12 protein-coding genes are annotated in these 12262 nt (G+C 69.7%); 6 read left to right on the forward strand and 6 right to left on the reverse strand.

Annotated features, from left to right (window positions below):
* Positions 1-8 precede the first annotated feature (8 nt).
* The 4 genes from F4553_RS07850 (at position 9) to F4553_RS07865 (ending at position 2260) form a co-directional block, all read left to right on the forward strand.
* Entirely contained in the window at positions 9-1313 is a 1305-nt protein-coding gene (locus F4553_RS07850; protein WP_246466226.1) for an LLM class flavin-dependent oxidoreductase, read from the forward strand.
* A gap of 25 nt (positions 1314-1338) precedes the next feature.
* Complete coding sequence (locus tag F4553_RS07855) at positions 1339-1593, forward strand: hypothetical protein (protein ID WP_184833992.1); 255 nt, start codon at positions 1339-1341, stop codon at positions 1591-1593.
* A 9-nt stretch (positions 1594-1602) separates the two neighbouring features.
* Positions 1603-1872 carry a hypothetical protein gene (locus tag F4553_RS07860; protein WP_184833994.1) on the forward strand — a complete coding sequence of 90 codons (270 nt, stop codon included), beginning with the start codon at positions 1603-1605 and terminating at the stop codon, positions 1870-1872.
* A gap of 79 nt (positions 1873-1951) precedes the next feature.
* Complete coding sequence (locus F4553_RS07865; protein WP_184833996.1) at positions 1952-2260, forward strand: hypothetical protein; 309 nt, start codon at positions 1952-1954, stop codon at positions 2258-2260.
* Between the two features lie 112 nt (positions 2261-2372).
* Here F4553_RS07865 and ssuE read toward each other — a convergent pair whose 3' ends face one another.
* From ssuE to F4553_RS07895, 6 genes are read right to left on the reverse strand one after another with little or no spacing between them, the layout of a single operon-like run.
* Positions 2373-2906 (reverse strand): NADPH-dependent FMN reductase, encoded by a 534-nt coding sequence (gene ssuE, locus F4553_RS07870; RefSeq protein ID WP_184833998.1) that lies wholly within the window; start codon positions 2904-2906, stop codon positions 2373-2375.
* A 22-nt stretch (positions 2907-2928) separates the two neighbouring features.
* Positions 2929-4305 (reverse strand): LLM class flavin-dependent oxidoreductase, encoded by a 1377-nt coding sequence (locus tag F4553_RS07875; RefSeq protein WP_184834000.1) that lies wholly within the window; start codon positions 4303-4305, stop codon positions 2929-2931.
* 13 nt (positions 4306-4318) lie between these two features.
* On the reverse strand, positions 4319-6031 hold the full coding sequence (locus F4553_RS07880) for a dipeptide ABC transporter ATP-binding protein (protein WP_184834002.1): 1713 nt from the start codon (positions 6029-6031) through the stop codon (positions 4319-4321).
* The gene (locus F4553_RS07885; RefSeq protein ID WP_184834004.1) at positions 6031-6894 is read right to left on the reverse strand and encodes an ABC transporter permease; all 864 of its coding nucleotides are present in this window, start codon (positions 6892-6894) and stop codon (positions 6031-6033) included. The genes F4553_RS07880 and F4553_RS07885 overlap by 1 nt, the downstream gene beginning before the upstream one ends.
* Entirely contained in the window at positions 6891-7823 is a 933-nt protein-coding gene (locus F4553_RS07890) for an ABC transporter permease (protein ID WP_184834006.1), read from the reverse strand. Before F4553_RS07890 ends, F4553_RS07885 begins: the two co-directional genes overlap by 4 nt.
* A gap of 2 nt (positions 7824-7825) precedes the next feature.
* Positions 7826-9499 carry an ABC transporter substrate-binding protein gene (locus F4553_RS07895; protein ID WP_184834008.1) on the reverse strand — a complete coding sequence of 558 codons (1674 nt, stop codon included), beginning with the start codon at positions 9497-9499 and terminating at the stop codon, positions 7826-7828.
* A 334-nt stretch (positions 9500-9833) separates the two neighbouring features.
* Between F4553_RS07895 and F4553_RS07900 the strand changes: the two genes are divergently transcribed.
* Together F4553_RS07900 and F4553_RS07905 are read left to right on the forward strand one after the other, a co-directional pair.
* Positions 9834-11045 (forward strand): SfnB family sulfur acquisition oxidoreductase, encoded by a 1212-nt coding sequence (locus tag F4553_RS07900; RefSeq protein WP_221469812.1) that lies wholly within the window; start codon positions 9834-9836, stop codon positions 11043-11045.
* A 25-nt stretch (positions 11046-11070) separates the two neighbouring features.
* Positions 11071-12219, forward strand: coding sequence for an LLM class flavin-dependent oxidoreductase (locus F4553_RS07905; protein WP_184834010.1), 1149 nt, complete (start codon positions 11071-11073; stop codon positions 12217-12219).
* Positions 12220-12262: the final 43 nt, after the last annotated feature.

Genomic DNA, 12262 nt, shown 5'->3' on the forward strand with positions numbered 1-12262 from the left:
CTCGCCAGATGAGCATCGGCATGAACATCCTCGGCCTCGGCGGACACAGCTCCGCCTGGCGCTATGCCGAGGTCGACCCGATGTCCTATATAGACATCGACTACTACCGCAACATCGGCCGCATCTCCGAGCGCGGCACCCTCGACGCGATATTCCTCGCCGATGGTCCGGCACTCGCCGGCAACCCGGCGGGCGGTCCTGCCGGTCGGCTCGAACCGACCCTCGTGCTCACCGCGATCGCCCTGGCGACCGAGCGGATCGGCGTCATCGCGACCGCCTCGACCAGCTACAACTCGCCCTACAACCTGGCCCGGCGGATCGCGTCGCTGGACCACATCTCCGGCGGCCGGGCCGCCTGGAACGTCGTCACGACGGCCGGTGACGCGGCGGCCCGCAACTTCGGCCTCACCGGTGCGCCGATCCACGACGACCGCTACGGCCGCGCCGAGGAGTTCGTCGAGATCGCGGTGAAGCTCTGGGACTCCTGGGAGGACGACGCGATCATCGCCGACCGCGAGCGCGGCGTCTTCGCCGACGCCGCGAAGGTCCACTCCATAGATCATGTCGGTACGCACTTCTCGGTCCGCGGACCGATGAACATCCCCCGCTCCCCGCAGGGCCGCCCGGTGCTCGTCCAGGCGGGCTCATCCGAGCAGGGCAAATCGCTGGGCGCCCGCCACGCCGATGCGATCTTCACGACGCAGACCACGCTGGAGGACGGGCAGGCCTTCTACAGCGAGATGCGCGCCCGCGCCGCCGCCTTCGGCCGGGACCCCGACTCCATCAAGATCATGCCCGGCCTCTCGACCGTGATCGGCAGCACCGAGGCCGAGGCGCTGGCCCGGCAGGCTGAGCTCGACGACATCCAGGGCTTCGAATCCCAGCTCTCCCAGATGGCGCAGCGCCTGCAGCTCGACCCGAAGGACCTCGACGTCGACAGCGAGCTGCCGTGGCACCTCATCGGCGAGGTGGGCCGGGTGGAGAACGGCTCGCACGGCTTCTTCGAAGCGCAGATCAACCTGGCCCGCCGGGAGAAGCTCACGGTCCGCCAGCTCTCCGGCCGGATCCGCTCGGGTCACCGCCTGGTGGCGGGGTCTCCGGAGCAGATCGCGGACACGCTGGAGGAGTGGTTCCGCAAGGGAGCCGCCGACGGGTTCAACATCATGCCCGACATGTTCCCGTCAGGCGCGGAGATCTTCGTCGACCACGTCGTGCCGGAGCTGCGCAGACGCGGTGTCTTCCGGACGGAGTACACGGGCACCACGCTGCGCGACCACCTGGGTTTGAGCCGTCCCGCCAGCCAGTACGCGTAGAGCGCCGCCCGCCTACCATCGGCGCGTGGGTATATGGAAGTCACTCTGGGAACGGGACACCAGTTACGACCACATTCCCGGCATCGGGCGGCCTCCGGAGGACGAGCATCAGCGCGACCGCCGCCGCTGGCGCAAGGGCAACGTCCGCGCCCTGTGCGGCTTCGGCGCGGCCATGGTCATGCTGGGGGCGGCAATGGGAGATGTTCGTGCGATATTGATCGCCCTCATCATGATCGGGGTCGTCCTCGGTGCCCACCTGGCGTTCGACCGGCCACGGTGACGCGGACCCATGGGCATATGGAAGTCGCTCTGGGAGCGGGACACCCGTTACGACCGCCTCGACAGCATCTCCAGGCAGCGACAGCAGCACGAGCGCGACAAGGAGTCGTGGAGCTATCTCCGCGATCGATGGCTGATCCTCGTCCGGGTCGGCAGCGCGACGGGCGCTTTCGTGGCCGTCGTCGGTGCGCGCGACGGAAACGGCGTCCAGGTGCTGATCTCCGTCGCGGTGGTGGCGGCCGTCCTCGGCATCACCTGGGTGGCCAACCGAATCCGGTGACGCCATCGACGTATTGACGTTTCCCTCTCACGGCAAATAAGGTTTGCGCAATTGTAAAGCTTATTTAATGAGGAGGGCCATGAAGGCCACGAGGTTCGCGACTCTCCTGTCGCTCTGCGCCGTCGTCACCGCGGGCACCATCGCGGGCACCGCCACGGGCGCCGCCGCCGCGCCGACCGGCTGCACCATCACCTACGGCTCCAACTGGGCGCAGAGCATCTGCACCGGCGGGACCGGGCAGCACCGGATCAACATGCTCCAGCAGCACTTCATGCCCGGCGCCGGCGGCATCATCTGCAACGGCAACTGGGCCGAGGTCGGCCAGATCTCCTACACGCCCTGCGCCAACCACACGATCGTCAACGTCTGGATCACCACTCAGGGTTAGAACCCGTGTCACGTTTTGCAGCAAAGCGTGGCTGTTCCGCCGCGCGAGGGCACCCTTTGCTGCAAAACGTGACGCTGGATAGGACCAACTCTTGAAGAGTTGCGGCGATCTTCTAGGCCGGGACGCGCGGTGCCGGGAGGGCTGCCGCGAAGGTGGCGATCACCACGTCGAGCAGGGCCTGTGACGCCGGGTCCAGCTCGATCCCCGTCGCGGTCTCGATGATCGTCTTGTCGTGGACGAAGTACCCGGGCACGATGTGCGTCGCGCCCATGCTGCTCAGCACCGGCCGCAGCGCGTAGTCGATCGCGAGCACGTGCGCGATCGTCCCGCCCGTCGCGAGCGGCAGCACGACCTTGCCCGCCAGCGCGAACTGCGGCAGAAGGTCGAACAACGCCTTGAGTACGCCGCTGTAGGCCGCCTTGTAGACCGGCGTCGCGACGATCACCCCGTCCGCATCGGCGATCGCCGATGCGACGGAGAGGATCGCCGGGTGCCCCGGATCGGCACCGAGCAGCACGTCGGCGGGCAGATCCCGGACGGCGAGTTCGCGTACCTCCCAGGGCAGTGCTCCGGCGACGTGCCGGACCACCCGCGCCGTCTTCGACGTGGCCGAGGGCGACCCGGAGATCGCGAGAATCGTGGGCATGGCTTCCTCCTGAGCGACGCAACTAAACGAGGAGTGCGGCCGGGTCGCGATAGCGCGCACCGGGGTGTACGTCGGGCAGCCGCGACTGCCCCGCACCGAAGAGCCGCTCCCGCAGCGTCTCTCCGTCGTCATAGGACTCGCGGTACCGCCCCCGTTTGCGCAGCTCCGGAACCACGAGCTCGATGAAGTCCTCGGCCGTTCCAGGCGTGAGGAACTGCCGCAGGTTGATGCCGTCGATGCCGCCGGTGTCGACCCACTTCTCCAGTTCGTCGGCGACGACCTTCGGTGTGCCCGCGACGAAGAACGGACCCCGGTTGAAGCCGCCGATCCGCTCCAGCACCTCCCCGACCGTCTGGTCCGGAGTGAAGCCCCGGCCGAGCCGCTGGAAGCCAGGGTCCTGCCGCTCGATGATGTCGCCGACCCGTTCGGACGGGTCGTAGCGGGTCCAGTCGAGACCCGCCCCGGCGTGGGCGAGGTGACCGTCGACGCTGCGCAGCCGCCGGAACTCCTCGACCTTGCGCTCCACGTCGGCGTCGGTCTTGCCGACGATCACGGCCGCACCGGCGAGGAACTTGATGTGGTCGCGCTGCCGCCCGTACCGCTCGGCCCGGTCCTTGGTGTCGGAGATGTTGGCGCGCACCGCGTCGAGGGTGAAACCCCCGACGAAGACCGCCTCCGCGTGCTTCGCGGCGAACTCCCGGCCCGCGTCGCTCGCGCCCGCCTGATAGATCACGGGGGTACGCTGCCGCGACGGCTCGCTCAGGTGCGGGCCGGCCACGACGTAGTGCTTGCCGACGTGGTTGATGTAGCGCACCTTCGCCGGATCGGTGTAGACCCGGTTCGCCACGTCGCGGATCACCGCGTCGTCGTCCCAGGAGCCCTCCCACAGCTTGTAGAGCACGTCGAGGTACTCGTCGGCGATGGCGTAGCGCTGGTCGTGCTCGACCTCGTCGGCGAGCCCGAAGTTGCGGGCGGCGTTGGGCAGGTAGGAGGTGACCACGTTCCAGGCGACCCGGCCCTTGGTGAGGTGGTCCAGTGTGGACATCCGCCGGGCGAACGCGAACGGCGGCTCGTAGGTGGTGGAGAAGGTCGCGGCGAACCCGAGGTTGCGGGTGACCGCCGCCATCGCCGGGATGAGCAGCAGCGGGTCGTTGTTGGGGATCTGCACGGCTTCGCGCAGCGCCGTCTCCGGCCCGCCCCGGAACCCGTCGTAGGCGCCGATCACGTCGGCGAGGAAGACCGCGTCGAAGCCGCCGTACTCGAGCAGCTTGGCGAGCTCCGTCCAGAACTCGATGTCGTTGAAGCGGTGCCGGTTGTTGTCCGGGTGCACCCACAGGCCGTGGGAGATGTGCCCGACGCAGTTCATCTCGAAGAGGTTGACGTGGATCTTCTTGGGCATGGCCGTGCTGTCCTTACTTCGAGAGGGCGAGCGTCGAAACGGCACCGAGCAGCGCCCGGGTGTAGTCGTGGGCCGGTGCGTCGAAGATCTGGCGTACGTCGCCCGCCTCGACCACCTCGCCGTCCTTCATGACGAGGACCCGGTCGCTGACGTGGTGGATGACGCCCAGGTCGTGCGAGATGAACAGGTAGGCGACCCCGAGGCGTTCCTGCAGGTCGGCGAGGAGGTCGAGAATCTGCGCCTGGACCGAGACGTCGAGCGCCGATACCGGTTCGTCGCAGACGATCACCTCGGGCTCCGGTGCCAGGGCACGGGCGATGGCGATGCGCTGCCGCTGGCCGCCGGAGAGTTCCAACGGGCGCCGCTTGAGGTAGTCGGCGTCGAGGCTGACGAGTTCCAGCAGCTCGACGGTCCGGTCGCGGCGAGCTGAGCCGTTCAGGCCGATCACGCCGAGGGCCTCGCCGATGATCCGCTCGACGGTGTAGCGCGGGTCGAAGGAGCTGAGCGGGTCCTGGTAGATGACCTGGAGCCGCCGCCGCTCGGCGCGCTGCTCGACCGGGCGCAGGCTGTCCCAGCGGCGGCCGTGCAGGCTGACCGTGCCGCTGTCGGGCTTCTCCAGGCCGAGCACGATGCGCGCGGTCGTCGTCTTGCCGGAGCCGGATTCGCCGACGATGCCGACGGTCTCGCCGGGGTGCAGGTCGAACGAGACGCCGCTGACGACGGTCCGGGTGACCTTGTCGTGGCCCTCGAAGGACTTGACCAGCTCACGGGCGGAGATGACGGGGTCGCCGCCGTTCGGCCGGCGATCGTCGGCCGGGCGGAGCCGATCCGCCGCGCCGCCTCCCGCGTCCCGCCCGGCGACCGGCTCCAGCTTCCGCAGGATGCCCTCGCCCTCCTCCAGCAGCCGGTGCTGCGGCACGAGCGCGGCCGAGGAGAGCCGGGTGCCCTTGGCATGGGTGGCCGGCACCGCCGCGAGCAGCGCCTTCGTGTAGTCGTGCCGCGGGTCGTGGAGCACCTGCGCGGTGGTGCCCTGCTCGACGATCCTGCCGTCGCGCATCACCGCCACCCGGTCCGCGAGGCGCGCCACCACGGAGAGGTCGTGGCTGACGATCAGCAGCGATGTCGCCGCCTTCAACTCTTGCAGCAGCGCCAGGATCTGGGCCTGGATCGTGGCGTCGAGCGCGGTGGTGGGTTCGTCGGCGATGAGCAGCTCCGGCCCGCAGGCGATCGCCGAGGCGATCAGCGCCCGCTGCCGCAGGCCGCCGGAGAGCTGGTGCGGGTACTGCCCGGCCCGCAGTTCCGGCTCCGGTACGCCCACCGACGCGAGCAGCTCCAGCACCTTCGCCTGCCGGGCGACCTTGGTGAGCGTTGTGTGCAGCTTGAGCGGCTCGGCGATCTCCCGACCGACCGGGCGCAGCGGGTCCAGGGAGGACAGTGCGTCCTGGAGCACGAAGCCGATGCGGGCGCCCCGGATGCGGCGCCAGCGGCTCTCGGCCAGCCCCTGCAGGTCCTCACCGTCGAAGCGGAGGGACTCTGCGCGTACCCGCGAATGGAGGCCGGTGAGGCCGACCAGCGTGCGGGCGGTGACGCTCTTCCCGGAGCCGGACTCGCCGACCAGCGCGAGGCACTCGCCGCGCTCGATGGTGAAGGAGATGCCGTCGACGGCGGTGGGGCGGGCGGCGAAGCCCGCGTAGAGGTTCTCGACCTCGATCAGCGGGGTGGGCATCAGACGGCCCTTCCTTCGGAGCGGCGCTTGAGGTCGCGGCCGACGACCGTGACGGCGAGCACGGTGAGGGTGATCGCGAGGCCGGGGATGGCGACCATCAGCCAGTCGTTGGAGATGTACTGGATGCCGAGGGAGAGCATGTTGCCCCACTCCGGCGCGGGCGGCTTGGTGCCGAGGCCGAGGAAGCTGAGCGAGGCGCCCGCACCGATCGCGTTGCCGATGCCGATCGTGGCGAGCCCGATGAGCGGTTTGAAGGCGTTGGGCAGCACGTGCCGCCGGATCACCGTCCAGCGACGCAGGCCGAGCGCCGTCGCTGCCTCCACATAGGTCGAGCGCCGTACGACGTGGGCCTGCGCCCGCAGCAGCCGGGCATAGTAGGGGATGCTCGCGAAGGCGACCGCGAAGAGCGCGTTGACGGTGCCCGTGCCGAGCAGCGTGACGACGACGAGCGCCATGAGCAGGTCGGGAATGGAGAGCGTGACGTCGATCAGCCGCATGATCGTGCCCTCGACGAAGCGGTTGGCGAGTCCGGCGATCAGCCCGACCACCGAGCCGACGGTGACGCCGATCGCGGTCGCGCCGAGGCCCATGATCAGCGACGACCGCGCGCCGTAGATCATGCGGGCGAGGATGTCGCGGCCGGACTGGTCGGTGCCGAGCAGGTGCTCCCCGCTGGGCGGGACGAAGGCGCCGGCCGTGCTGATCTCCAGCGGGTCGTGGCTGGTGAGCAGGCCCGGCGCGATCGCCGCGACGACGAGCAGGACCAGGTAGCCGACGCCGAGGATCAGGCCCGGTCGGAACCGCCAGCGCCGGGTCGGCAGCGCGAGAGCCGGCAGGCTCCGCCGGGCGGTGAGCACTGTCATGACGTAACCACCCGGGGGTCGATGAGGCCGTAGACGATGTCGACGATGAGGTTGACCACGACGTAGACGGTGGCCGCGAAGATGACGACGCCGAGCACGAGCGGGATGTCCTTGGTCGTGGTGGCGGTGAGCATGAGCTGCCCGACGCCCCGGCGTACGAAGAGGGTCTCGGTGATCACCGCGCCGCCGAGCAGGCCGCCGATGACGAAGCCCGACATGGTGACGATCTGGATCAGCGCGTGCCGCAGGGCGTGGCCGAGGCGCACCGACGCCTCGCGCATGCCCCGGCTCCGCGCGGTGAGGATGAACGGCTGCTCCAGCACCTCCTCCAGCTCCGTGCGCAGCACCTGCGAGAGCGTCGCCGCGATCGGCAGCGCCAGGGTGAAGGTGGGCAGCACCAGCGCCGCGAACCCTTCGTTGCCGGAGACCGGGAACCAGCCCGCCTTGAACGAGAAAATGATCAGCAGCACCAGGCCGAGCACGAAGGTGGGGAAGGATGTGAGCACGAGCTCGATCCCGGATGCCGTGGAGCGGATCCACGGCCGCCGCCTGGCGGTGAGGATCGCGACCCCCACCGCCAGGACGACCGCCACGACCGCCGCGCTCAGCGCCAGCTGTACCGTCTCGCCCAGCTGCTCGCCGATCGCCTTCGCCACCGAGACGCGCTGCTGGTAGGACTCACCCAGGTCACCGGTGAGGAGCCTGCCGAGATAGTTCAGGTACTGCTGGTAGAGCGGGAGGTCCAGGCCGTAGTCGGTACGCACCCGGTCGAGGACCGCCTGTGTCGGGTTGGCCCCGTCACCGGCGACGGTCGCCAGGGCCGCGTCGCCCGCCGTCACGTGCAGCGCGATGAACGACAGCGTCGCCGCCCCCCAGAGCACACCGATCCCGGCCACGAGCCTGGTGCCGATCCTCTTCCAGATGCCCATGACTACTTCTCCAGCCAGGCGTAGGCGAAGTACGGCGTGCCGTGGGAGGTGTCCACGACGACGTTGTGCAGCTTCGAGCTGAACGCCCACAGCACCGAGTTGTCGTAGACCGGGAATCCGGGCGTCAACTCCGCGAGCCGGTGCTGCACCTTGCCGTAGAGGTCCGCCAGCTGCACCTTGTCGGTGGTCTGCCGGGCCTGGTCGAGCCAGCCGTCGAGCTGAGGATCGCTCAGGTGGGACGTGTTCTGGCCCAGCCGCGCCTTGTTCGGGATGCTGAACGTGGCGTACTTGATGTAGAGCACGTCGGGCGTGTTCGTGTGCCAGACGCCGGCGGAGAGGTCGTAGTCGCCGTCGTAGCGGCGGGTGGTGAGCTGCGCACTCGGGATGAGCTCGATGTTGACCTTGATGCCGACGGCCTTCACCTGCGCCTGGATGAGGTCGAAGATCGGGCTGATCGTCGCGGTCTGTCCGACCGGCCACTGCACGATGAGCTGCTTGCCGCCCTTGGTCCGGTAGCCCTCGGCGTCCTTGGCGGTCCAGCCGGCCTGGTCGAGCAGCTCGTTGGCGCGCTTGACGTCGAAGCCCGGCAGGGTGACCGTCGGGTCGTAGTATTTGGTGACCCGGTCGACGAAGCTCGTCGCGAGCTGCCGCTCACCGAAGCCGACCGTCTTCACGACCGCCTCGCGGTTGACCGCGGCGACGAAGGCCTGCCGCACCTTGATGTCATCGAACGGCGCCCGCGTCGTGTTGAACTCGATCGTGTAGGGCAGGCCGATCCGGTTGACGTTGGAGTAGACGAGCCCGGTGCTCGCCTTCACCGCGGCGGCGTTCTGCGCCGGGACGTAGCCGGTCGCCTGGTACTGCCCGCTGGTCAGCGAGTTGAACCGGACGGCGTCCTGGCCGACCCAGGAGACGTTGATCCCGTCGAGGTGCGGCTGGCCGGTGGCGCCGAGCAGCGGCGGCGCCCACGTGTAGCCCTGCCGCTTGACGAAGGTGGCGCCCTGCGTCTTGGTGTATCCGGTCAGCACGAACGGACCGGAGCCCACCGGCTTCTCGCAGAGCTGCGCCGGGGTGCTCTCCTTGATCGCCTTGGGCGAGAGCAGGCCGAGCCAGCCCTGGGCGAGCACGTCGAGGAACGGCGAGTAGGGCTGCTGGAGGTGCACCTCCAGCGTCTGCGCGTCGATGATCTTACTGTCCACATAGGGCGCGATGTAGGGCCCGGCGAGCGGCGAGCGGGTGTCCGGATCGAGCATGTGCTCGAAGTTGGTGACGACCGCCTGCGCGTCGAAGACCGCGCCGTCGCTGAAGGTGACGCCCGTGCGCAGGTGGAAGGTGTAGGTCTTGCCGTCCGGCGAGATCTCCCACTTCTCGGCGAGCCACGGCGACGGGTTGCCGTCCTTGTCGAGGTAGACGAGGTTGTCGGTGAGGATGCGCCCGAAGATCTGCTCCACATCGGAGGAGATCGCGTGCGGGTCGAGGCAGAGCGGGTCTGCCGACATCGACAGGTTGAGGGTGCCGCCGTCGGCCGGCGTTCCTTCGGCGTTGAGGGCGGAGCCGGCGGTGCGGGCACTGGAGTCGGCGTTGGCCGCGCTGGTCCCGTCTGTGGTGGCGCACGCCGCGAGCAGGCCGACCACGGCGGTGACGGCGAGCAGGCGCGCAGACTTGCGGATGGACACGGTGAAGCCCTTCACAAAAATGGGGGTGTACGCCGAAGGAAGCCCCGCATTGGGCGTTGGTTTCGGTCGCGGTGCGGATGAGAGTGGTGGGGTTCGCAGAACAGGGGCAGGCGGCATCAACAGCCGCAGCTGCACACCCTCAGAAAGTCCACATAGCGCCGTTGGACCAGGCGCAGGCTCCGCTTCATGGCGAGAAACGTAGGGCGCCGCGAGTGATCATGTCCAGGCAAAAGTGACCCGGATCACATACTTAATTGATATGTCCCATGGGAATTATAGGAATTATCCGCTCGATGGATTGCCTTGATCAGCATCGCCGTGCCAGCATCGCGGCATGGCACCACCAGCAAACCCTGATGCACCGCACGCGTACGTGATCCGCGACGACGCCGAGGCCCTCGCCGTCGCGGCCGGGCTCGCCGCCGAGTTCGCCGTCGACGCGGCCGAGCGCGACGCCACCCGGCGCCTGCCCCGGGCCGAGCTCGACCGGCTCAGCGACAGCGGCCTGCTCGCGATCACCGTCCCCGCCGAACACGGCGGCGCCGATGTCAGCGCGGCCACGATCGCGGAGGTGTTCCGGCTGCTCGCCGCCGCCGACCCCAACATCGCGCAGATCCCGCACAGCCACTTCGTCTACGTCAACGTGCTACGCCACCAGGGCGACCCCGAGCAGCGCAAGTTCTTCTTCGGCGAAATCCTCGCCGGCAAGCGCATCGGCAACGCCCAGTCCGAGATCGGCACCAAGAACCTGATGGACTACCGCACCCGGCTCACCCCGGTCGAGGGCGGCGGATACCTGGTCAACGGGACGAAGTACTACGCCACCGGCGCGCTGTTCGCGCACTGGATCGCGATCCTCGCCCGCGGAGAGGACGACAAGCTCTACGTCGCCTACGCCCCCGCCGACGACCCGGGCATCACCGTCGTCGACGACTGGGCCGGGATGGGGCAGCGCACCACCGCCAGCGGCACCGTCCACCTGCTCGACGTCGCCGTCCCGGACGACCGGGTGGTCCCCCAGCACCGCACCTTCGACGGTCCGCAGCTCTACGGCGCGTTCGCGCAGGTGCTGCACGCGGCGATCGACGTCGGGATCGCGGAGGGGGCGCTGGACGAGGCGGCGCACTTCGTGCGTACCAAGACGAGGCCCTGGTTTGAAGCCGGCGTCGAGACGGCCGTGGAGGATCCGCTGCTCGTGCAGCGCTTCGGCGAGCTGTCGCTGGAGCTGCGGGCGGCGCACGCGCTGCTAACCACCGCCGCGAGGGAGATCGACACGGCCGCCGCAGCGCTCGACGACGACTCGGCCGGGCGGGCGTCGCTCGCCGTGGCCGCCGCGAAGGCCTACTCCGACCGGGCCGCCAACTCCCTGGCCGGCGCGCTCTTCGAGGTCGCCGGGACCCGCTCCAGCCTCGACACCTTCAACCTGCACCGGCACTGGCGCAACGCGCGCACGCACACCCTGCACGACCCGGTCCGCTGGAAGGTCCAGCACCTCGGCCGGGCCGCACTCACCGGCACCCTGCCGCCCCGGCACGGGCTGCTCTGAACCGCCCCGCACAGGAGAAAGCACCATGACGCTCACGTTCCACTGGTTCCTGCCCACCTACGGCGACAGCCGGTTCATCGTCGGTGGCGGGCACGGCCTGCCCGCCGGAGTGGCCGGCGGTGCCCGGCCGGCGACGCTGGCCTACCTGGGCCAGATCGCGCGGACGGCCGAGCAGCTCGGCTTCGTCGGCGCGCTCACCCCGGCCGGGGCCTGGTGCGAGGACGCGTGGCTCTCCACCGCGATGCTCACCGAGGTCACCGAGCGGCTGAAGTTCCTCGTCGCGTTCCGGCCCGGGCTTCTCTCCCCCACCCTCGCCGCGCAGATGGCCGCCACGTTCCAGCGGCACTCCAACGGGCGGCTGCTGCTCAACGTGGTCACCGGCGGCGAAGCGCACGAGCAGCGGGCCTACGGCGATTTCCTCGACAAGGACGCCCGCTACGCCCGCGCCGACGAGTTCCTGCACGTCGTACGCAGTCTGTGGCGCGGCGGTGCCCCGGTCGACTTCACCGGCGAGCACCTGCGGGTCGAGGGCGCCACGGTGCCCCGGGTGCCGGACCCGGTGCCGCCGATCTACTTCGGCGGGTCGTCCAAGGCCGCCGGGCCGGTCGCGGCCAAGCACGCCGACGTCTACCTCACCTGGGGCGAGCCGCCAGCGCAGGTCGCCGAGAAGCTCGCCTGGATCCGGCAGCTCGCCGCCGAGGAGGGGCGCGAGATCCGCTTCGGCATCCGGCTGCACGTCATCGCCCGCGACACCGCCGACGAGGCCTGGGCGCAGGCCCGCAAGCTGCTCGAAGGCATCAGCGACGCCGACATCGCAGGAGTCCAGGCGGGCCTTGCGCGCAGCGAGTCCGAGGGGCAGCGGCGGATGCTCGCCCTGCACGGCGGGCGCCGTGACGACCTCCAGATCGCGCCGAACCTCTGGGCCGGCGTGGGTCTGGTCCGGGGCGGGGCGGGGACGGCTCTCGTCGGCAGCCACACAGAGATCGCCGACCGCATCGCCGAGTACGCCGACCTCGGCATCAGCGAGTTCATCCTCTCCGGACACCCGCACGTGGAGGAGGCGTACTGGTTCGGCGAGGGTGTGCTGCCGATCCTGCGCGGCCGCGGCCTGTGGCAGCACCCCGTCGGCGACCTGACCAGCGAGCGCCCCCAGATCCCCTTCGCCGCCCGCTGACAGTCCACCTGTCACGTTTTGCAGCAAGGCGTGGTGTAGATCG

Origin of the sequence: Allocatelliglobosispora scoriae (assembly GCF_014204945.1) — a bacterium.
Classification (GTDB): Bacteria; Actinomycetota; Actinomycetes; order Mycobacteriales; family Micromonosporaceae; genus Allocatelliglobosispora; species Allocatelliglobosispora scoriae.